This is a genomic window from Glaciimonas sp. GNP009 (assembly GCF_054343755.1).
Map to the genome: position 1 here is coordinate 3,800,847 of NZ_JBTGUV010000004.1, position 22,252 is coordinate 3,823,098.

Sequence of the window (22,252 nt, forward strand, 5' to 3'; positions counted from 1 at the left end):
CGCTTGCTGCGCCCTGCACGAACAACCATTGCCTAACTGTAAAAACCATGACCACCACACTCCCGACCTCGAAGATGGCCAATGCGATCCGCGCTTTGGCAATGGATGCAGTACAAAAAGCCAATTCCGGCCATCCAGGTATGCCAATGGGCATGGCCGATATCGCTGTGGCGCTGTGGGCGAAGCACTATCGGCATAATCCCACCAATCCAAAATGGATCAATCGGGATCGATTTGTGTTGTCGAACGGACATGGTTCAATGTTGCAATACGCGTTATTGCATTTGACCGGCTACGACCTGCCGATGGACGAGTTACGTAATTTTCGTCAAATGCACTCCAAAACACCGGGTCATCCGGAACTGGACGTCACGCCTGGAATTGAAACCACGACGGGTCCGCTGGGGCAGGGTTTAACCAATGCAGTCGGCATGGCATTGGCTGAAAAATTGTTGGCCGCAGAATTCAACCAGCCAGCCTTTCCAGTTGTCGATCATTACACTTACACTTTTGTGGGTGACGGTTGTTTGATGGAAGGTATCTCGCACGAAGCGTGTTCGCTAGCGGGTACATTGCGTCTCTCCAAATTGATTGTGCTATATGACGATAACGGTATTTCGATTGACGGTCATGTCGAAGGTTGGTTTAAGGATGACACCCCAAAACGTTTTGAAGCCTACGGTTGGCACGTGATCCGCAGTGTAGACGGGCACGATGTTGAGGCAGTGAATGCTGCCATCCATCAAGCCAAATTAGCCGACAAACCAACCCTGATTTGCTGCAAAACAGTGATCGGTAAAGGCTCTCCTAATCTGGCTGGTACCGATAAAGTTCACGGCGCAGCATTGGGCGACAAAGAAATCGCCGCAGTGCGCGAAGCATTGGGCTGGACTTCAGCACCGTTTGAAATTCCTGAGGATGTTTATGCCGCATGGGATGCCAAGGTGCAAGGTCAACGTTTTGAAGATCAATGGAATACTTTATTTGCTGCTTACAGCGCTGAATTTCCAACCCAGGCCGCTGAACTGACGCGTCGTATGAAGGGCGAGTTACCTGGCAATTTTGATCAGACGCTGAGCGCTTACGTTGCCACATGTGTTGAAAAGCAAGAAACTATCGCGACGCGTAAAGCGAGTCAAAATGCAATTCAGGCTTTGGCTCCGGTATTGCCTGAATTCCTCGGCGGTTCCGCTGATTTGACTGGTTCCAATCTGACTAACTGGAAAGAGTGCGTCGCCGTTCGTGCCGACCAACCGGGTAACCATATCAATTATGGCGTGCGCGAATTCGGGATGAGCGCGATGATGAACGGGATCACCTTGCATGGTGGTTACATTCCATTTGGCGCGACCTTTTTGACCTTTTCTGATTACAGCCGCAATGCGTTGCGTATGGCCGCATTGATGAAAATTCGTTCGATATTTGTCTTTACGCACGACTCGATCGGTCTTGGCGAAGATGGTCCAACCCACCAATCTGTTGAGCATGTATCAAGCCTGCGCCTGATTCCGAATCTGGATAACTGGCGTCCATGCGATACGGTGGAATCAGCGGTTGCGTGGGGTTATGCAGTCAAGCGCCATGATGGTCCGAGTACATTGATTTTCTCACGCCAGAATCTGCCATTTCAACAACGTAATCCGACGCAAATTGCGGACATCGCACGCGGCGGCTACGTTCTCAAAGATGCTAAAGACGCGAAAGGCATCATCATTGCGACTGGCTCTGAAATTGAATTAGCAGTCAAGGCGGCCGACGCGTTGGCCGCTGAAGGCATCGCAGTACGCGTCGTCTCAATGCCAAGCACTGATGTGTTTGATCGTCAGGAAGCGTCCTATAAGGCGAGTGTTCTCACCCGTGGCTTGCCACGTGTGGCGATTGAGGCTGGCGTCACTTCAACATGGTATAAATATGTTGGTCTTGAGGGCGCAGTTGTTGGAATGGATACTTTCGGTGAGTCGGCTCCGGCTGGCGTCTTGTTTAAGCACTTTGGTTTCACAGTGGAAAATGTGGTGGACAAAGTCAAACTGACCCTGGCATGAGCGTGGGTATAAAGAAAATTAAAAGTGTTCCTGAGGTGGCCGACGTCACCGATTTCGCCAATATAGTTGGTGACTTTTCGGTGCGTCGCGGTACTGTGGCCGATGCCGGGGTGATCGCTGGGGTGCGCATTGATAGCTGGCGTGCAACTTATCGTGGAATTCTTCCTGTCGCTTATCTCGATAGCATGAAAGTTGACGAAAGTACGGCATTGTGGACGCGCATACTGCATGCAGCATCCGATGCGGCTTGTGTTTTTGTCGCTGAAATTGATGGTGAAATTGTCGGGTTTGCTGCAGGTATGACGCTCAGTGAGCCGAAGTTGGGTTTCGATAGTGAGCTGACTGCGATTTATTTAATTCCATCGGTGCAGCGTGCTGGTATTGGTCGTCGGTTAGTCGCGCACGTAGCATCGACGCTTGCCAGCGCGGGTGCAAACAATATGCTGGCCTGGGTATTGTCACAAAATGACATTGCCCGACAGTTTTATACCAAGTTAGGTGGAGAATTGCTGACCGAGCAAACATTTATCTGGGATGATCTGGAGATGCAGGAAGTTGGTTACGGCTGGCGTACGATACGTGTTAATTGAATGCAGGGTAATGCTAAAGCAATGCTAATACGAGCCGCATAAGAATAAAACTCAGGCTCTAAGCAGGCTTAACGCACTCAGGCAACGACGATTGTACACAATCGTCTGAAGTAAATTTTTGTTCATACCTTAGGAGAAAAGCATGACTATTCGCGTTGCAATTAATGGCTACGGCCGCATCGGCCGCAACATCCTCCGCGCGCATTACGAAGGCGGCAAGAAGCATGACATCGAAATCGTCGCGATTAACGATTTGGGTGATCCAAAAACGAATGCGCATTTGACCCAATACGATACAGCACACGGTAAATTTCCCGGTACTGTGACAGTGGATGGCGACGCGATTGTTGTTAACGGAGACCGTATTAAGGTATTTGCACAACGCAATCCAGCTGAACTTCCATGGGGTGAGCTGAAGGTTGACGTTGTTTTGGAATGCACGGGCTTCTTTACCACCAAAGAAAAAGCTAGCGCGCATATTCATGGCGGCGCCAAGAAAGTAATCATTTCGGCACCGGGCGGCAAAGATGTTGATGCGACGATTGTTTTTGGCGTTAATCACAATGTCTTGAAGTCGACTGACACTGTCATTTCGAATGCATCTTGCACCACCAACTGTCTAGCCCCATTGGTTAAGCCATTGAATGACAAAATTGGCGTGGTAAATGGTTTGATGACAACGATTCATTCTTATACTAATGATCAAGTGTTGACAGATGTCTATCACGAAGATTTGCGTCGGGCCCGTTCAGCAACCATGAGCATGATTCCCACCAAAACCGGCGCAGCTGCCGCGGTTGGTTTGGTCTTGCCAGAATTGAACGGTAAGTTGGACGGTTTCGCCATTCGCGTGCCAACCATCAACGTGTCGTTGGTCGACCTGTCGTTTGTTTCTGCACGCGAAACAACGGTCGATGAAGTCAATGCCATCCTGAAAGAAGCCTCGGAAGGTTCACTGAAAGGTGTACTGACTTATAACGTTGAGCCATTGGTTTCAGTCGATTTCAACCACAATCCTGCATCGTCCAATTTTGATGCAACATTGACCAAAGTTTCTGGCAATTTGGTTAAAGTGTCGAGCTGGTATGATAACGAATGGGGTTTCTCGAACCGCATGCTGGATACCACTGTGGCATTGATGGAAGCCAAGTAATCTTAACGGTTACCTGAATTTTCCGAAGCCCCGCTAGTCGGGGCTTTTTAACGACCTTAACTTGCAGAGAGTAAACGTTATTACGTTATGATTCTGCGTTTTTAAGGATCAAATCACATGATGAGTTTGATGGTTTGAGCGATTAAGTTGATGGGAAATTAGACCGCTTTCCCATCAACTGCATCATAAGTTTAATGCGTAGTGGCCGTAAATACTGATGCCATCAGCTTCTTGACTATGGGTGTTTCAGCGGCAACCCAACCCGGCGATACCCGCGCTCGCTCGTCACCCTGAAGGCGGCGCTGATGTTGCAACTTGCGATAATGGCGATAAGCATTTGCAGCTTCGCTCGCGAGTTCCGCATCAATCAAGCCTAACTCGCCACATAATTTTAATAATGCGATATTGCCAATGTCGGCGGTGAGTTCAGGGTGTAGCGCGGAATGTCGCAAGATTAAAAACTGTACCAAAAACTCGATGTCGATCATCCCACCTTCATCGTGTTTGAGATCAAATAGATCGCTACGATTGCGATTGGCGTCTCGCATTTTTTGGCGCATAGCGCGCACTTCCTGTTCCAGTTTGAGCGGATCGCGGACCTGACGCAAAACATCAACACGAAGGGCTTCGAAGCGTTCACCAATATCGCTGTCGCCTGAGCAAAACCGCGCGCGGGTTAACGCTTGATGTTCCCATAACCACGCTGACTGTCGTTGATATTTTTCGAATGTGGCAAACGTTGATACCAGTAAACCACTGGCGCCATCCGGACGTAAAGCGATATCGATATCGAATAGTATTCCAGCGGAAGTGTGACTCGTCATCCAGGTAATAAACCGCTGTGCCAGTTTGGCGTATAGCGCAGGTGCATCCTGATCGGCATCGTCGTAGAGGAAGACCACGTCAAGATCGGACGCGTAGCTTAACTCCTTCCCTCCCAACTTTCCATAAGCAATAACGGCGAATTTGGGCACTTCGCGATGACGATTTGGGAAGGTTTTCCAGACCGACTGAATGGTGGTGTCGACTAAAATATCTGCAAGCAAGGATAAGTAATCAGATAAGACCTCGACGCTTAGCTTGCCTTCCAGATCTTGCGCCAACAATCGAAACAATTGGGCGTGATGGAGTTCCCGCAATAAATCAAGCTGACGCTCAGTATCACCTGCGACGGCGTCCATCTGACGTCGGCAATCTTGGGCAAATTGTGGCCAGTCAGGATCGTCATGGAGACTACGGTCGTCCAGCAATTCATCAAGTAGGATAGGATGAAGCGTCAGGAACTTAGCTGCCCAGTCACTTGCGCCGATCATACGGATCACGCGAAGCAAGGTTCCGGGATACTCTGTTAATAATGCCAGATAGGCAGCGCGACGAGCGATAGTATCGAGAAAATCAAGCAGTCGGCCAAGCGTAATGTGTTGTGAGGTCGATTCAGTGCTATTTTTGGATTCTGACAGTTTGCCAATGATAGGCAGCGCAACGTTGATTAACGCCGTATAGCGATTGCGACTAATTTCGGGTAAGTTCTGTATGCGTCCAGATTGCCAGGACGAGGCAAGGCGGCGCGCATTATCGGTGACATCGCCGAAGCCTAGTGAAGTCAATACGCTTTCGATGACGTCCACACTGTCGCGGTCGCTCAGGGCGCAGAGGATATTTTGTGCCTCATTATTGGCGGCATTGTGTTGTCCATTTTGTTTATTTTGCTTATCTTGTTTGTCGCTAAAAATAGCATCAAACTGAGCCGCAACCAGCACGCGACGTTTTTCAAGTTCGTTGAGTAAAGTCTCGGTATCGCCAAATCCCATCGATTGAGCGATGATCAGACGTTCGGCATCGCTAACCGGCAGGGTATGGGTTTGCGCATCATCGAGGTATTGCAAACGATGTTCGAGATTACGCAAAAAATCATACGCTTCCAACAGTTGGTCGACGACCTCGGCAGTCAGCAAATTCTTGTCAACTAACGTGCGCAAGGTTTTACGGGTCGAGCGGTCACGCAGATCATGCTCACGTCCGCCCCGTATCAATTGGAATACCTGCGCCAGAAATTCGATTTCCCGGATTCCACCACGTCCCAGTTTGACGTTATTGTTGCGATCAGGATGTAAAGCTTCCTGGCGGGTGACTTCCGCCCGGATTTGTCTGTGCATCAGCCGCATGGCATCGATCGTGCCGTAATCCAGATAGCGTCGGAATACGAAAGGGCGAGAGATGCTCTCAAGCGCGACAATGTCTTCAGGTCGACCGGTCATTGCGCGCGCTTTGCACCATGCGTAGCGCTCCCATTCCCGACCTTGCGTGACCAGATAGTTCTCGACCATATTTAAACTGGCGACGAGCGGACCCGATGCGCCGTTTGGACGCAATGCCATATCAACCCGAAAAGTAAAGCCGTCCTGAGTGATTTCGGATATGGCGGTGATCAGTTTTTTGCCCAAACGTATAAAAAACTCATGATTTGATAAAGGACGCTGTTCAGTGCTATCGGTGACGGTATCACCGTCTTCCGCGTACACAAAAATCAAATCGATGTCGGACGATACATTGAGTTCGCCACCACCCAGTTTACCCATGCCAAGGATGATCAGTTCTTGCGGTAAGCCAGACTCTTTACCAATCGGCATGCCGTGCAGCCCGACCATCTCGCTCATGACGCTGGCGAGATGCGTTTTGACCGCAAAATCGGCGAATACGGTCATCGTAGTGACGACTTCTTCCAAATCTGCCACACCAGTTATATCACGCGCAATTAACGTGCAGACAATCAAATTCCGCAAACGGCGCATCGCACGCGGTAACGGCATGCCGGAATCTATTTCATTTTGTAACAGCAGTGCAAAAGGCGTCTGGCTTAGGGATAATTGCGCTAATCCCGCAACTTTTTCTGCGCGGCCCGCTTCCGCGCTAATCCAGCGAGTATAAAAATGAGAGGCGGCATCGGTGCTAATGAGGGATTGCGTCACGGCGTTTGACATTCAAGTAATGAATACGGTTTGACTAATTGAATCACTACGCGTGTGACTCTAGACATTAAGCATCGCACAGTGAGTAAGTACGCATGATGCCGCGGATGGAATGGATTTGGAATACTTTTGTCGGGTTTTAAGGGTTTTGATATTTATCGATAACGATACGTGCGAACATAGAGGGGTATTTTGAGTCTGATTGCGTCACTAAGCGGAAAGTAGGTTTATTTTTATTTTCTCTGCATCGTTGATGTATGTTTGTTTTCTGTTTGTCTTGCGTTATTGCGCCATTTCGTTTTTAAATCACCAATTTTCCCCATTGATTGATGTCTAAAAAGCAACAAAATAATCCTGTCGCCGTGCCTCGAATCACACTATTGTGGCGTGCGATTACGAGCGCATACCAACGTATTAACCTGCTAACACACCATTTGGTCGGGTTTGTGCTGAAGACCTTGGTCGTGGCGTATTTTATATTTTGTGGGGTGTTTCTGACGCTGCGTTATGTGGTTCTGCCAAATATTAGCCACTACAAAAGTAACGTTGAACAAATCGTCAGCAGTGCGCTTGGATCTCCGATATCAATTGGAACGATTGCGGCATCATGGGACGGTTTGCAACCGACGCTGACGTTGACCGATGTCATTGTTGCGGATCAAAAAAAATCACCTGCTTTAAGTTTGCCGCAAGTTGCTGCCACACTATCCTGGCGTTCGTTATTGTTAGGTACGCTGCGCCTTGATTCATTAGAAGTTGATCGCCCGAATCTACAAATAGAACGCGATACGGCAGGTAACTTGTTTATCGCCGGGATTCCAATTAATCCCAAATCCGAGAATGGCGGCGGCGGTGCAGAATGGGTTTTGGCACAAAATCAAATTGTGATTCGTCAAGGACGTGTCAGCTGGAACGATAAGTTGCGGGGCGCACCAGAACTAGCGCTCACGAATGTTGATGTGGTAATAAACAACCGTTGGCGTCACCATCGGCTATCAGTGCGGGCAACGCCACCTGCGACATTTTCTACGCCGATTGATCTGCGCGCTGAATTCACGCATCCAGTGTTTGCTCGGAAGAAAGCCGATATTTCTCGTTGGAAGGGAACGCTTTACGCGGACATTCGGAATACAGATTTAACACTCTGGAAAGCTTACGTCGATTATCCGATTGAACTAAATCAAGGAAAGGGCGCGGTAAGAGCCTGGCTTGATCTTGATCATGCCAAGGTGGTCGATTTTGCTGCCGATGTGGAATTAGCCGATTTGTCGGTACGTTTGCGCAAAGATTTAGCGCTCCTGACTTTGCGTCAGGTACATGGTCGGATTTCCGCGCAGGAAGAAATCGGACCGTCATCAGCAGATGGCGTACCGACCTTCGGTAGCAACGGGCATCATATTTCGTTGACGGATTTTTCGTTCGAAACCATGGACGGTTTGGTCCTTCCGCGCACCACCATTAATGAGTCTTATTTGCCAGCCAAAGGTAGTCGGCCAGAAAAATACTCTTTAAGCGCCGACAGGCTTGTACTGCAAACCTTAGCTGATTTTGCTCAGCGCTTGCCGTTGACCAAGTCACAAGTCCAGATGCTGAACGACTATGCACCGCGTGGCGAGTTACACAATTTCTCAGCCCAGTGGCAGGGCACTTATCCAGCAGTTACCGCTTATCATGCTAAGGGACAGTTTAAAGGACTGAGCCTAGCTGCGCAGTCGTCTCGAGTTGCTCAACCAAAAACGGCATCCCAGCCAGCGCAACCGGCCATGTCAGCTATTCCTGGCGTTGATAATATTACTGGCAGTATCGACGTTAGTCAGTCAGGCGGTTCGCTCAACGTTGCGTCGGACAAAATGTCAGTGACCTTGCCCGGCTATTTTGTGCAACCGGTGATGCCGTTCCAGCACCTGGACTTAAAGGCGCATTGGCAGGTTCAGGATGGCATGTTAGAAAAATTAGCTCAGAAAGCGTTACCCTCACCATCAATCCCAAGGCAGGGCAAAAATCTGCTGATACAAATTGATAGCCTGAATTTTGTGCAGGATGGAGCCGCCGGATCACTATCGGGCACCCATTTGTTGCCGTTAGGGCGTCATGACGGTGGTCTCGGAATGATCGATATAACCGGCCAGATAAGCATGTTTCAAATAAATACTATCGGGTCTTATTTGCCGTTACACACCCCTGAGCATTTGCGACACTGGTTGGTTGGCGCATTGAAAGACGGGACCGCACGTGACGTAACGATTAAACTTAAAGGTGATCTTGCACATTTTCCATTTAATACGCCAGCGAACGATCCTACCGCAAAAGCCAAGGGTGAGTTTAGCGTTTTCGGTAAGATTGATAACGGAACAATGGAATATGATCCTGGTATTTTTGGTCAGGACGGCAAGCAACCCTTGTGGCCGCTTCTGGAAAAAATTAACGGAACGATTGCCGTGGACAGGACACGGTTGCAAATTAAGGCTGATAGCGCTAAAACGACTAACGTGGCGTTGAGCAATGTGGTCGCAACGGTTCCGGATTTATTGTCGCATGATGGAATGCTCAATATTGAGGGGAAAGGTGCCGGTGCGCTCGGCGATTTTCTGTCCTTTGTTAATAACAGTCCAGTTGAGCACTGGATTGGTGGTTTTACGAATGAGTCTGAAGGCAAGGGCAACGCGCAACTCAATCTCGATCTTCACATTCCCTTGGCGCATGCATTCGATTCTAAAGTCAATGGTACGGTCCAATTTTTTAACAATGACGTTGTGTTGCAAAAGATCATTCCGCCATTACAAGGCGTCAATGGCAAACTTGAATTCAATCAAAAAGGGTTCAATCTAAATGGACTCAAGGGTTCTTTTCTTGGCGGTCCGGTTCAGGCCAGTGGTGGCACGCAGCCAGATGGTCAGAGCAAAATCAAGATTGACGGTGTGGCAACGCTGGATGGGTTAAAAATAGTGTATCCAAGTGCCAACGCGCAAAGTATTTTCAGTCATGCCAGTGGTGCCAGTCGCTACAGCGCAACCGTATCTATCCATGATCATCATACCGAATTGCTGGTTGATTCCAGTTTACAAGGGCTGACATTGAATTTCCCCGCACCATTGCAAAAGGCTGCTAATGACAGCTTGCCACTTAAATTTGAATGGGTCGGCGTAACGTCTAATGATCCATTATTTTTACGTGACGAAATTCGTATATCTTTGGGCGCGGCGATGGCTGCACGCTATCAACGGCAGAAATCCATCGACAAAGAAGCCGAATGGAAAGTATTGCGTGGCGGTATCGGGGTCAATGCACCTATACCGGAACCCGATAGCGGAGTGGTCATTAATCTGAATGCGAAATCGTTAAACCTTGATCAGTGGAGTGATCTGGCAGGCGCTGCTAACGATGGCTCGGCTAATAAAGCTATCACAGATCCAGCGCAACTTGCTGGTATCGCCCAATATGTCAAACCGGAGGTAGTGGCGGTCCGGGCTGGTGAATTGATTCTCATGGGAAAAAAGCTGAACAATGTGGTGGTGGGCGCATCGCATCAAAAAAATATATGGCAGGCAAATATCGACTCTACTCAGGCATCTGGTTACGTGACCTGGAATACGGTCAGTTCTGGGCACGGCCTTGGTAAGGTCACAGCACGCTTGTCATCGCTGATCATTCCAGAGAACGCGACGTCGGATGTGAAAGAAATATTAGAGAGCAAAGATGCTGCGACCGAGATACCGGGTCTTGATATCGTTGCTGAAGATTTTCAGTTAATGGATAAAAAATTAGGTCGGCTGGAACTGGTTGCTGACAACGTGCATGCCGATGTCGGTAGCGAATGGCGTATACGGCGATTGTCCATTCGCAATCCCGATGCCGAACTCAAGGCAGCGGGCAAATGGACCACGGTCAATGACAATAACTTGACCAATTTAACTTATGCGCTAGACGTCAATGATGCAGGAAAATTGCTCGAACGTTTTGGTTTCGCCCATATCCTTAAGAGCACCAAAGGGCGGATGGATGGCGATGTTACATGGAAGGGATTGCCGTTTTCAATTGATATACCATCACTAACAGGACAGATTAATCTGGATATGCAACAGGGTCAATTTCTCAAAGTCGATCCCGGTGCAGCCAAGTTGCTGGGCGTACTCAGCCTGCAGTCATTGCCGCGTCGCCTGACACTAGATTTCAGGGATGTATTTTCGGAAGGGTTTGCGTTCGACAGCGTCACCGCCACGGCGACGATTGCGCAAGGCAAGGCAACCACTGATAACTTCAAGATGCGTAGTGTGGCGGCGACGGTTTTGTTGAGTGGTAGCGCTGACATTGCTCAGGAAACGCAGAATTTGCATGTCGCTGTTCTTCCGGAAATTAATGCGGGTGCGGCCTCGCTGGCAGTATTGGCAATCAATCCTGTGGTTGGCATCGGTACTTTTTTAGCCCAGTTATTTCTACGTGATCCGTTGATGCGGGCTTTCACTTTTGAGTATGATATTACTGGTCCATGGAAAGATCCGATAGTGAAGAAAATCGGGCATAAAGACGATCAGTCTGAAGGCAAAAGTAATGCTACAACTGTCATCGAAAATCATTAGAGTTAACATTAAAAGCAAAGATTAAAAGCAAAGATTAAAAGTAAAAATTAAAAGTAAAAATTAAAAGCAAAGCAATCACCATCAATTATTCAGTAGCTGTATCGCTTTAAAAAAATAGCGCAAATCACATTAACCTGAGAGTCGGAGTCGAAATATGATGAATCAAGCTACAAGCCCATTCAAAATTGCCGCCATACAAATGGTGTCGACGCCGCAGGTTGAAGAAAATTTTTCTACCGCGCGAAAATTGGTCGCTGAAGCGGCACAGCAAGGTGCGCAATTAGTTTTACTGCCTGAATATTGGCCGATCATGGGATGGCAAGATAGCGACAAAGTGACCATTGCCGAATCTCTTGGCGCTGGCCCTATTCAACGTTTTATGGCAGGGCTGGCAAAAGAACATAATATTCATTTGATCGGCGGCACGTTGCCGCTTATCTCGCAAGAGTCAGGCAAAGTGCTTAACGCCACGTTGGTGTATGGCCCTGGCGGCGAGCAGTTGAGTCATTACGATAAAATTCACTTATTTAGTTTTAATAAAGGCGAAGAATCGTACGACGAGGCGCGCACCATTTCTTATGGCAAAGACGTCACCACTTTCAATGCACCATGTGGCAAAGTTGGCCTTTCAGTATGCTATGACTTGCGCTTTCCTGAGTTGTACCGCGCCATGGGCGATTGCAGTTTAATTGTGATGCCGGCCGCCTTCACTTACACGACCGGTAAAGCGCACTGGGAAATTTTATTGCGTGCCCGCGCCATCGAAAATCAATGCTATGTTTTAGCTGCCGCGCAAGGCGGTAAACATCCGAATGGCCGCCGCACATGGGGCCACAGTATGTTGATTGATCCTTGGGGCGAAATCAAAATGGTACTGCCTGAAGGCGAAGGTGTCGTCAGCGGCGAGATCGACGCCGATTACATGCGACAAGTGCGTGAAAATCTGCCAGCTTTGCGACATCGGAAGTTGTAATTTCTTTTGCTTTAATGAATGTCTCGGAGTAGACCCGCAGATATCCGAAAGAGGCTAGGAAAGGCTGATCAATTGGGCCTTTCTGCAGAGTTGTTATGGCGCATTAAACTTTAGCGCGGGGTTATCGAACATCGAGATGACGCGTGCGCGCATGGTGCCGGATGGACACAATTCATCTTGGGTATATTGGGTCAGACGAATAGAGTTCGGTACGTTGGCTTTGCACGTCACGCCGACAAACTCAGGTTCCAGACCAGCACCCTTAAAGGTGAAATTTTCCTTGTATTCATCGGTCGGCTTGAATAGCTTTATCAGATCACCTGGATTTTTGAGGCCGTTGTAATCAAAGCCCATGCCTTGGGTTACCAGCGCTGAAATCTGCGCTGGATTGATCCCCGCTTTATCTACCCGATAATTGCCGCCGAAACCCGATGCACCACCAATCAACTGGGATAAATTTCCATACTGACCATTGTTAAGCACCATGCCCACGTGATTGGTTGGTGCGAGCGGATTGAGCTCTCCATAAATCCTTTTAATCGCGACCGCTCCGGGCGCCGACCAGGAGTTAGTCACCATAGTCAGGCTGCCCAACGCCAGATTGGTCGTCACGCCGTCGCTACTTGCGCCAGCGGGCGGCATGATCCCAAAACGTTGTTGCATGAATGCTGTAATAAATTCCCCTAATCCGATGGCACCGTTGACTTGAACTCGTTCGTAAGGTTTATCATCAAGCTTGAGGCTGGTGAGCGTATTGTGAGTAGGATCGAATCCCATCGGACCGCCGGGTGCCGTATTGGCGTTAGTCGTGACTGTTAATGCGCTGCTGGTGACGGCACCAAAGGTAGCGCTTGCAAACGTGTTGGTAAAAAAGCGAGCGGCTGTCGTCATCCAATCTGGATGATCTTGCATCATCGCGTCGCCTCCCGGGGCTTGCGATTGTCGTGCGCCACGTGGCGTTAGATAAACGTTTCGAAACACTTTGGGCGCTAGATCTGCATCGCTACTGTAAAGCGACTGCACGTCCGCTGTCCCGTTGTCTTTATAGGCAGTTCTTTCCCACATAGCGAAGCGTGGGGCTTCAGCATTTAACTGCGCCAGTTCTCCAAAGCGCCACACCCACTGCATCGCAAACAAAAATACCATAAACAGGCTGAGCGCCACCACTGACTCGAATAACGCCTGCCCAAACTGACGGCGGGAAGGTAATAGATAAAGCCTGCGGGTTTGCGATATAAGCATAGGACTCAGTCAATCAGGAAGAACAACGATTTCTCAGGATAATTCAGTCCTTCCAGTCGTGCGTTCCAGTACGGCAGCATCAGATTGGCGTGCGAGACAATTTGCGAGCGAGTGGTCCAACGCTCAACCGGTGCACGATAATAGACGCGCGCCTTGCCAATAGCCTTCAGATAATTTTGTTTTATTTCCGCGTCATAATCATGTAACGGCGCTCGGCCGAGATTGAATTTGCTTTCTGATTTTAGCGGTAATTTGTCGGTCGTTTCTTGCAATGCCACCACGAACGAAGGGCCAAGATCCTTTAGGGCTGAATTCTGTATTTCTTTGCTGGCGACAAATATATTACTGGCGGCACGGTCACCTATTTGATAGTTACCCATATTTGCGTCGCGCATTTCCCACAAGCCAAATCTTTCCGCAGGCAATCCCATGTCGGCTGCAACCGCACCGCCCAATCCCGGTTTTTGAAATAACGTTTCGGTTCCGCGCGAGGAGCGCATGCCGAGCACATCAATCAGATCGCCGAGACCCAACGCCTTGAGAAAGAACTGGGTGAACTTGTTTGGCGCGTTGACGGGATCATCGAATACCGTATTCGCCATCGTAAAACCGCTACCGAGCATGTTTGAAATGGACGTGGCGACATTGCCGCCCAGATTGGACAGGTTCTGAAAATTTGCTGCTTGTTGTGCCAGCGCAGTGGCCATTTCAACTTCGGCATCGCCACCACCCGGACTTGGTGCGTTGAGTGCAGCGCCCGACGCTGGCATCCCGGCAGGCGCACCGCCTACGACGCCAGTCAGGTTGCCTGCATTAGCGTCAGGTAGATTCACTGCTGACGAAGCAGAACTACTTCCATTGATGCCGCCACCGGCAGCATCCAAAATTGGTGCCAACGTGGCCATAGCGGCGTTGTTCAACGTTTCGGTGGCGGTCGCTATTTGCGGCTGGCCTTTCATTGCGCGGTTGGCTGAGGCCTTGGCGATATTCATGACACCGCGTTCGTAATATTTTTTTGCAGCACCAGCGGCCAACGATGCGCATGCGCCGCCGATGCGGGGTGCATACACCTCGCCGGTTGGTAACGTGAAATACATACAGTCATCAATCCCTGTTGCCTCGCCCCAAAATGCTTTCTTCCAGGCGGGCGTAGCGTTCACCACATCTACAAACTTGTCTAAGTCATCGGGAATCGTTTGGTTTTTATTCAAACCTTGACGACCCACCTTGGACATTGTTACCGCACCTGCCATCGGGATGTGGATATTGAACAGATGGGGATTAATTTCCATGATATCGATGTTGCTCCATGCATATGTCCCGTCCTGCATTTGAATCATGCGTGTACCGCCAGTACGCTCATAAAGACACATTATCGGACTCACGATAAGACCTACCGTATTCATGAATCCTTCGATAACGGGACCAATCACGTCGGCCGCAACATTACCTGCCAACGCGGGGACGATCTGTTCCAGACCGTTGACCGATAGGCCTGTTAGCAACCCATTCGTCGCGCTCAAATTACAGCCATCCACTGTCCATAAACCAACGGCATTGGGAAACAGGCGACGACCGCCCATACCACTCGTCAACTTGAACATATCTGCCATCATCAAGCGATGTACCAAATTGAATTCAGCAGTGCCTTTATCGCCAGGAACTTTGGTTTTCATTTCAGTGCTGCCCATAAACTTACGCGGCGGCTGATGCAGCTTAATCATGCTGCCGAAATCAACCAGACTTTTACCGATCTGATACATCACCGTTTGCGGAATGTACTCTGCTTGCGGTGCGTTCGCTGTCAGCAAATCTTTTTGCATTGAGATCAAGGCAGAAGCGGTAGTTGCCAGATGGACCTGTTGCGAAGCAAAAATGGCGTAGTTAGTCAGCGATGTAGTCGCCGTGCCAGCATTGGCTAATACCTGACTGGTGACGCGCACGCCATTGACGATCTTTTCCCAATAGTCGCTAAAGGTTGAGACGGTTTTGAGGATGCTCGATAAACCGGTACCGATATAGAGGATGAATTTGGTTAAGGCAGCCGTTGCCTTCAGCACCTTGGCGTTATTACGCCAGTACTGGTCCGACATGGTGACGTTAGACCACATCGCCGTCATTTGTCCAACAGCCTGATAGTTCGCAATCATGGCGCGGTTGGTGTAGGCGGTGTAATTGAGTCCTTCAGCGGCGACGTTAGCTGAACTGTAAGCAATGGCATCGGCTGCATTGGTCAGGCGGCGCTTTTCAGCAGTTAATTGCGCCATGTTATAAATGGCAAATAATCCGATACAAAGCACTGCAAGAAAAAAGATGGTAATGGGTAAAACCGCACCACGTTGTGTGCGGAGCATATCGCCATGAGCTTTTGAAAAAGTATTTTTGCGCGCGTATTGTAGAGAAAAATCGGGTTCCGTTTTTAACAAAATAGCCTCAACGCTCAGGTCGTTCATGTGACATTGTTGAGATCATAGAAATTTATGGTCGGGATCTGGAAGCTAGCCGCGATATTAATATCTTGATACGACATTCAATCGGCGTGAATGACAAGCGGTGTCATGAATCTTGAATTTAATGACGCGGGGAAGATGATGGTTGATAGTAGAAAGGTTTTGTTACGGGGTGATGACGACCGCCAGTTTGCATCCGAATTACATTTTTTATTGTGAATTAACTTGGCATAAGAGCGAAACGTATTGCTACGTTCTCCAGAAAAATAACGCAAAAAAGCACGCGCGTGACGATGTTCACGCTGTCTCTTTTATAAAATAGTGATGGAAGTTTTATCAGAAGACGATCGCATTGCGCGATCGTTTTTAGTACGGCGTAACGTTAGAAATGTGGCGTTGAAACTGGTAAAAGAACGACTATCTGGATGACCTTGCCAGTAACCGGTTGAGCAAGTTCTGCCAGACAATCATCCACTTTCAAACCAAGCCGAGCGGCGTTTCCCGCGCTCAACTCAAGGCAGGAATGCGCTTTAGCCGCAGCAAATTTCCATGGTCGGATATGTTCCACAATACGCATGATATTTCCATCTAGATCAATAAATACTGCATCAATTGGCAATCGCATGAAGCATGTATGGATGCTATTGCATGGAGAAATCAGCATTCCTTGCTGGTCATTTAGAGGAAGTGAACCCAACAAACCGACAGCGCGTTTCCAAAAATTATTGGCGATCCGGACGTCAATTTTCATAGGGTAGTTTGTTATTTGAACGCGTGGTCAGTGCGATGGCGAGTGTGGAGTGGGTCATCGTCTTTAACAATCTGATGATGCGTGAAGAAAAAATAATGAGGCTATAAGTTACACAAATAAACCACACAAATAAACGCCACAAATAATGGACTGATCGTCTTGCGGTATCAGCGTGGTACGTCTATAAATATGAAGTGGTCATTACAAATCGAAAGGTCTGACCTCCAAAAAACTTGCCATCTCCAGATTGGCTCGTGGACTAAACAGGAGTCGTACGGTTTGTTCCACTCCGTTTGTCAGCGCAAAGAATTCCATTTCCGCATTTCCATGTTCGTGCAGCGGTGGTAGGCATTTTTCACCATTACGCGCAGTTGATTTTTCCCATTGTTGTCCAAACAATTTTTCCATGTTCCGATAACTGACTCGTTCATCTTCGTTGCGCAACCACAAGTTGAGACGTCCCTCTACGTCGCCGCCGAATTGTTCCTCCTTCCGGCAGAGGATCGTTAGTCCCCCTTCGTCACGACGTCCGTCCCAAGAGGTTTTAACCATAGCGCCAAAGCGGGTAATTTCAACACGTTTGACGTTCTCTCTGTTTTCTCCGACACGACTAATCTGAGCGCCGCCTGTGAAACGCTTGAGGTTATCATCGGTGTAAAAGTCATCTGTCAGCAACAAGTTTTTACTCAATGCTTTCTTGATATTTTCCAGAAGCGTAAGCGTAGTCGCTGGTACTTTTATCATCCTACATTCCTCTCTCCCAAATCCAAAGCGAACTGGTGGGGCGCTGTTGGTGATGACGTTCTTAGCCTTATCAGCGATAAAAATTTCCATGAAACTTGTCCCAATCTCATTCAAAAGCGATCCCAAATTTTCATCGAAAAATACTACTTAATCTGGTTTGAAACTTCTCAAAAGCGCGCTATCCATCATCTTGTGTTGAAATTGGCAATAAATTACTTTCTCAACTGATTGCAATCGTCGATTTGGGCGAGTACACATTGCAGTTTTGAAAGGGATTCATGGGGTGATAAATTGAATATCCAGCAGGGAAATCCTCATAAACGGAATGCTTTTTCAGCGATGATTTTCCAATAAAACCATTAATACAGAGTCAGATTTTCAGACGCGACCCATGCTTATCCATTTTTTTTTAGACAACTTGCTTTAGCCACATTTAGTCGTTTTTCCATGCTGGCCTCTAGCAATGGCGATTTGCCGGTTTTGATTAGCGAGTCGTACTCTGCCTGCGGTACGCTGTTCCAATAAGTATTAGAAACACAATCGCAGAACGTAGGCAACTTCGTCTTATTTTTTGGAGTGCCTTGTGCGCTTGCACCCATTTGTATGCATACCTGCGTATTTGCTTGCTTAAGCTGCGGCAGGACTGTAGCGCCCCAGACCGTGCCAGAACAAACAAGAGATAGTGTTAGGGCCGAGCTGAATATTTTTGTTTTCATTAGTGTTTGTTCGAGTTGTCAGATTGGGAATGGTTCAGTGAGAATGATAAAAAGTATAGCTTTTGATGAATGCTGCTATGACGCGCGCACTCTTTATCTGAAATTTGTCATGATAGTGAGCACAATCGGAAAGGCGATGATGATAAAAGTGATTGGGAAAATGAACATGATGAGTGGGGCGATCATTTTCATTGGCGCCTCCATTGCCAATTTCTCTGCTCTCTGAAAGCGCTCGGTGCGCTTTTGTTCCGAAAATTTGCGCAAAGTCGGTCCGAGTGGAACGCCCAGTTTGTCACATTGCAGCACAATACCAACAAAGCGCTTGATGTCCAGATTGCCGGTACGACGGGCGAACTTTTCGAGAGCTTCAGCGCGTCCGGCTCCCGTTTTCATATCGCGCACTACCCGCTCTATTTCCTGCCGCAAGATACAGGCGGGGCCACGCTCACAAAAATTAATGATGGCTGTATTTAAGGTTAGGCCACATTCACAACAGAGCGTCACGATATCGACAAAGGATGGGAAGTAGCGGGATATTTCCAGGTTACGGCGCTTCTTTTGGTCCTTGATCCACATTAGCGGATAAAACCAGCCAATTGACCCAAGCACAGCGACAATATAAAGCACCTTATAACTAATACCAAATGCCCCAAAACTGACCAAAATTCCAAAGAAGAGAGAAACAGCCAGAGAGAAAAATTGAACAGCGAACGTCTCGTTCGGCGTCATGAAATATTCCAGACCGGCCGAATTGAGCATTTGCTTACGCTTGAGTAAGGTGGCTTCGGATAAATAAGCACCGAAATAAAAATCAAAAAACATGACGCCATTCCATACTTTTTTCAGGAGTGGTGGCAATGGATCCATATTGGGCCGAAATTTGCTAACTTTGGCGTTCGCCAATAACTTAAAGACGTAAAAAAGAAATACGCTAAGACTGCCGAAGGCCAGAATGATCGCGCTATATAGATAAATTGAACTGTTCATACCATTCGTCCCTTAGTGATGTTCGTGTTGGGTTTATGCGTATTGCCAATTGCGTGAGTTTTAGAAAACGTTAGTATCTCTGAGGATGGCTTTCTGTATCAGACATCGATGGCGAGAATTTTTTGTATTACTTTGTGACCGATGTAGGCCATGGTCAAACAGATAAACAAGACGATTTTTCCGTAGAAGGTGGTGACTAGTTGACTCATCTCTTCCGGTTGGATGAAATACAAAGCAACGCCCACCAGTCCTGGCAGGCAGATCATGACCCACCCTTGCATTTTTCCCTGCGCGGTCAATGACCTGATTTTTCCTTCAATAGTCAGCTTTTGCTGTATCGTATTAGACAGACTCATCAGGGTTTCAGATAGGTTGCCACCGACCGATTTTGAAATACGGAAGGTCATGACCAATAACTGAAAATCGACCAAATTAATACGCTTGCCAACTTCTTCGATGGCGGTCTCAAAGTCGACACCGACTTTTTGTAAACGAATCACGTGCGCAAATTCATTTGCCAGCGGCGAGCTGATTTCCTTGGAATAAGATTGTAGTGCGATGCTCAGCGATACACCGGCAGTCAGGCTCGATGCAATCACGGTGAGGGCAGTCGGCAGTTCATATTCAATACTACTGAGGCGACGTTTACGTTTGTGATCACTGATCCACAATGGCGCTTTGAAAATAAAATAACCAATCAGCATGATCAATAAAATATTACGCACGACAAAATAGATCACCACCGTCAGCAATATCGTGGCCGCAATTTGCGCAAATAGAACCAGATAGACCCGGCCATCTGTAAGGCCGGTCCACTCCTTGATGCGCTCTAGATAGCGCACGTGCATATCAAAAAGTACTTTAAGAAAGTAGTTTTTTGAGTTTAGCAGTGACCAGGCAATAAACACGACCAGTACAAACACAATCAAGGAAAACATGAAGATCATACTATTCATTGTTCATCCTTTCGATGAACGCCGGCATCATCCCTGAATAACGGAATTCTCCACATGTCTTGCCATTTTTGTCCAATCCTTCGCGATGGAATTTAAAAACGTCTTGAAGTTGAACGGTTTCTGATTCGATCCCGACTACCTCAGTGATGGCGGTCACTTTACGCGCCCCGCATGAATAGCGGGTGAGCTGAATAATCAGATGTACCGCCGACGAGATCTGTTCGCGGATTGCGCGCACCGGCAAGTTCATGCCGGCCATCAGTACCAGCACTTCCATCCGTGCTAATGCATCGCGCGGGGAGTTTGCATGTAAGGTGGTCATTGATCCATCATGGCCGGTATTCATTGCCTGCAACATATCGAGCGCTTCGCCACCGCGACACTCACCGACGATGATGCGATCCGGTCGCATCCGCAAAGAGTTACGCACCAAATCGCGAATTGCGACATGGCCCTTGCCCTCCACATTGGGAGGGCGACTTTCCAGAGATACCAGATTGGGCTGAGAGAGTTGCAATTCAGCAGCATCTTCGATCGTCACAATCCGTTCATCGTTTGGTACGAAGGCCGACATCATGTTAAGGAAGGTGGTTTTCCCGGAGCCAGTACCTCCCGAAACGACAATGTTCAGACGCTGCTCGACAGCACTACGCAGAATATGCAGCATTTCATCGGTCATGGACCCGTACTTTATCAAGTCTTCAGCGATCATTTTGCGACGTGAAAACTTTCGAATCGTCAGTGTTGGTCCCCGTAGCGATAGCGGCGGTACGATGGCGTTGACGCGTGAGCCATCTTTTAGCCGCGCGTCAACCATTGGCGAACTCTCATCAATCCGACGCCCAAGAGGCGTGACAATCCGTTCGATAGCGCCCATGACAGCCAGGTCGCTGGTAAAAGTAGCGGCCGATAGTTCGAGTCGACCGCCGCGCTCAACCCAGATTTCGTCAAACCGGTTGACCATAATTTCAGTGACGCTCTCGTCGGCGATCAAGGGCTCTAAAGGGCCCAGGCCAACTGCCTCATCCAGTACTTCTCGGGTTAGCTGCTCGGTATCAATATTGTCCGGTACGTTGAACGTGGAGGCCAAAAGCTCCTTGATCAACGTTTTGACGTTGGCCTTAAGATCTTCCTCCGACATCTTATTGGCATCGATCCGGCGTAAATCGATTTCATACAGAACGGCCTCGTGCAGCGTTTTGCGCCAGCGCGAAAACTCATGATCAATGACGCGCGCTTGAACCGCAGGCGCTTGTGTGCCGGCACTAGTTGGACGCGATGACGCTGGCTGCTCTGCACGTTCAGTGCGTTCCGGCTTAGTCGCTGGTCTCAGGATGGGAGGAGGATTTGAAGATGTCGCGCTTTCGTGCCTCGCTGTTACGGTTGGTGTGAACGCGGCCGTTGATGGAGCCTTTACCGGTTGCGGTGCGCGTTCCTGCGCACGCGGTACCCGCTCAGCAGAAGCATCAAGCAGATCATCTGCTAACAATACGTCATCATCGAAACTGATTTCATCGACCGTTGCGCTGGGCCTAGTGGAATGGTTCGGTGGATTATTGTGCATATTTGCAGACAATGCCCGACGTGCGTTTGCATTGTTTGCTTCATTTGGGTCGTCAAGCTCACGTCGACTGGCGGAGGTGTCTCCTTGCCGATTAACGTGCAAGGTCAGCGTGTAGCCACCGATTCGAATTTCCGTTCCTGCGTTGAGTGGACCAAGGCGATTAATCCGTTCGCCTTCAATCCATGTGCCGAAAATGCTACCGCTATCCTCAAGGAAAATACTGCCCTCGTTGATCAGAAATGTCGCATGTAATTTACTGACACTCCAACCTTTTAAGCGCAGATCGGATCCGTCGGCTTTTCCGACGATAAATTTATCCTTAGTGATGGCGACTTCATCAAGTGTGTCATAACCATCTGACACCACCGTCAATAAGAAACTTCCAGAAATATCTGCCATGGACTATATCTCTCCATTAAAAATAAATGTATTCAGATGTATGCAATCTACTCCAGCGCCGTCGTTATTTATTGGCGGTTCTCGCTACTGTCGTCATCGGCACGATGGCAAGCGCGGTGCTAGAGCAATTTTGTATAAC

General features: G+C 48.4%; 14 protein-coding genes. 5 read left to right on the top strand and 9 right to left on the bottom strand.

Annotation, left to right across the window (positions count from 1 at the left end; all coding sequences use genetic code 11):
- The first annotated feature begins 47 nt into the window (after positions 1 to 47).
- The 3 genes from tkt to gap all read left to right on the top strand — a co-directional run bounded on the left by tkt (position 48) and on the right by gap (position 3,785).
- Entirely contained in the window at positions 48 to 2,042 is a 1,995-nt protein-coding gene (gene tkt, locus ACXX82_RS17765) for a transketolase (protein WP_323506942.1), read from the top strand.
- Positions 2,039 to 2,632: a GNAT family N-acetyltransferase gene (locus tag ACXX82_RS17770; RefSeq protein ID WP_323506943.1), complete on the top strand. Its 594-nt coding sequence runs from the start codon at positions 2,039 to 2,041 to the stop codon at positions 2,630 to 2,632. Before tkt ends, ACXX82_RS17770 begins: the two co-directional genes overlap by 4 nt.
- A gap of 142 nt (positions 2,633 to 2,774) precedes the next feature.
- Positions 2,775 to 3,785 (top strand): type I glyceraldehyde-3-phosphate dehydrogenase, encoded by a 1,011-nt coding sequence (gap, locus tag ACXX82_RS17775; RefSeq protein WP_322236999.1) that lies wholly within the window; start codon positions 2,775 to 2,777, stop codon positions 3,783 to 3,785.
- 191 nt (positions 3,786 to 3,976) lie between these two features.
- Here gap and glnE read toward each other — a convergent pair whose 3' ends face one another.
- The gene (gene glnE / locus ACXX82_RS17780; protein ID WP_323506944.1) at positions 3,977 to 6,766 is read right to left on the bottom strand and encodes a bifunctional [glutamate--ammonia ligase]-adenylyl-L-tyrosine phosphorylase/[glutamate--ammonia-ligase] adenylyltransferase; all 2,790 of its coding nucleotides are present in this window, start codon (positions 6,764 to 6,766) and stop codon (positions 3,977 to 3,979) included.
- A gap of 317 nt (positions 6,767 to 7,083) precedes the next feature.
- Here glnE and ACXX82_RS17785 point away from each other — a divergent pair, with 317 nt between their 5' ends.
- Positions 7,084 to 11,331: a YhdP family protein gene (locus ACXX82_RS17785; protein ID WP_323506945.1), complete on the top strand. Its 4,248-nt coding sequence runs from the start codon at positions 7,084 to 7,086 to the stop codon at positions 11,329 to 11,331.
- Between the two features lie 154 nt (positions 11,332 to 11,485).
- Positions 11,486 to 12,304 (top strand): carbon-nitrogen hydrolase family protein, encoded by an 819-nt coding sequence (locus tag ACXX82_RS17790; RefSeq protein ID WP_416186818.1) that lies wholly within the window; start codon positions 11,486 to 11,488, stop codon positions 12,302 to 12,304.
- Between the two features lie 93 nt (positions 12,305 to 12,397).
- On the opposite strand, the gene ACXX82_RS17795 is transcribed toward ACXX82_RS17790, so the two are convergent.
- The 8 genes from ACXX82_RS17795 to ACXX82_RS17830 form a co-directional block, all read right to left on the bottom strand.
- Positions 12,398 to 13,546 carry a hypothetical protein gene (locus ACXX82_RS17795; protein ID WP_458563400.1) on the bottom strand — a complete coding sequence of 383 codons (1,149 nt, stop codon included), beginning with the start codon at positions 13,544 to 13,546 and terminating at the stop codon, positions 12,398 to 12,400.
- A gap of 5 nt (positions 13,547 to 13,551) precedes the next feature.
- Positions 13,552 to 15,999: a pilus assembly protein TadG-related protein gene (locus ACXX82_RS17800; RefSeq protein ID WP_458563401.1), complete on the bottom strand. Its 2,448-nt coding sequence runs from the start codon at positions 15,997 to 15,999 to the stop codon at positions 13,552 to 13,554.
- 379 nt (positions 16,000 to 16,378) lie between these two features.
- Positions 16,379 to 16,747 carry a DUF192 domain-containing protein gene (locus ACXX82_RS17805; RefSeq protein ID WP_322237006.1) on the bottom strand — a complete coding sequence of 123 codons (369 nt, stop codon included), beginning with the start codon at positions 16,745 to 16,747 and terminating at the stop codon, positions 16,379 to 16,381.
- Positions 16,748 to 16,948: 201 nt separating this feature from the next.
- A complete protein-coding gene (locus ACXX82_RS17810; protein ID WP_323506946.1) occupies positions 16,949 to 17,581 on the bottom strand; it encodes a hypothetical protein in 633 nt (210 codons plus the stop codon).
- A 305-nt stretch (positions 17,582 to 17,886) separates the two neighbouring features.
- Positions 17,887 to 18,207, bottom strand: coding sequence for a hypothetical protein (locus tag ACXX82_RS17815; RefSeq protein ID WP_322237008.1), 321 nt, complete (start codon positions 18,205 to 18,207; stop codon positions 17,887 to 17,889).
- A gap of 93 nt (positions 18,208 to 18,300) precedes the next feature.
- Complete coding sequence (locus ACXX82_RS17820; RefSeq protein WP_458563402.1) at positions 18,301 to 19,194, bottom strand: type II secretion system F family protein; 894 nt, start codon at positions 19,192 to 19,194, stop codon at positions 18,301 to 18,303.
- A 98-nt stretch (positions 19,195 to 19,292) separates the two neighbouring features.
- Entirely contained in the window at positions 19,293 to 20,150 is an 858-nt protein-coding gene (locus ACXX82_RS17825; protein ID WP_322237010.1) for a type II secretion system F family protein, read from the bottom strand.
- Complete coding sequence (locus ACXX82_RS17830; protein WP_322237011.1) at positions 20,143 to 22,113, bottom strand: TadA family conjugal transfer-associated ATPase; 1,971 nt, start codon at positions 22,111 to 22,113, stop codon at positions 20,143 to 20,145. The genes ACXX82_RS17825 and ACXX82_RS17830 overlap by 8 nt, the downstream gene beginning before the upstream one ends.
- Positions 22,114 to 22,252 lie beyond the last annotated feature (139 nt).

What these genes read in the sequence shown, in the direction of transcription:
- ACXX82_RS17810 (WP_323506946.1), bottom strand. Translation starts at nt 17,581, where the DNA reads ATGGAAATTTTTATCGCTGATAAGGCTAAGAACGTCATCACCAACAGC.
- ACXX82_RS17820 (WP_458563402.1), bottom strand. Translation starts at nt 19,194, where the DNA reads ATGAACAGTTCAATTTATCTATATAGCGCGATCATTCTGGCCTTCGGC.
- ACXX82_RS17825 (WP_322237010.1), bottom strand. Translation starts at nt 20,150, where the DNA reads ATGAATAGTATGATCTTCATGTTTTCCTTGATTGTGTTTGTACTGGTC.
- ACXX82_RS17800 (WP_458563401.1), bottom strand. Translation starts at nt 15,999, where the DNA reads ATGAACGACCTGAGCGTTGAGGCTATTTTGTTAAAAACGGAACCCGAT.
- ACXX82_RS17795 (WP_458563400.1), bottom strand. Translation starts at nt 13,546, where the DNA reads ATGCTTATATCGCAAACCCGCAGGCTTTATCTATTACCTTCCCGCCGT.
- ACXX82_RS17815 (WP_322237008.1), bottom strand. Translation starts at nt 18,207, where the DNA reads ATGAAAACAAAAATATTCAGCTCGGCCCTAACACTATCTCTTGTTTGT.
- ACXX82_RS17785 (WP_323506945.1), top strand. Translation starts at nt 7,084, where the DNA reads ATGTCTAAAAAGCAACAAAATAATCCTGTCGCCGTGCCTCGAATCACA.
- tkt (WP_323506942.1), top strand. Translation starts at nt 48, where the DNA reads ATGACCACCACACTCCCGACCTCGAAGATGGCCAATGCGATCCGCGCT.
- ACXX82_RS17770 (WP_323506943.1), top strand. Translation starts at nt 2,039, where the DNA reads ATGAGCGTGGGTATAAAGAAAATTAAAAGTGTTCCTGAGGTGGCCGAC.
- ACXX82_RS17805 (WP_322237006.1), bottom strand. Translation starts at nt 16,747, where the DNA reads ATGAAAATTGACGTCCGGATCGCCAATAATTTTTGGAAACGCGCTGTC.
- ACXX82_RS17790 (WP_416186818.1), top strand. Translation starts at nt 11,486, where the DNA reads ATGATGAATCAAGCTACAAGCCCATTCAAAATTGCCGCCATACAAATG.
- glnE (WP_323506944.1), bottom strand. Translation starts at nt 6,766, where the DNA reads ATGTCAAACGCCGTGACGCAATCCCTCATTAGCACCGATGCCGCCTCT.
- ACXX82_RS17830 (WP_322237011.1), bottom strand. Translation starts at nt 22,113, where the DNA reads ATGGCAGATATTTCTGGAAGTTTCTTATTGACGGTGGTGTCAGATGGT.
- gap (WP_322236999.1), top strand. Translation starts at nt 2,775, where the DNA reads ATGACTATTCGCGTTGCAATTAATGGCTACGGCCGCATCGGCCGCAAC.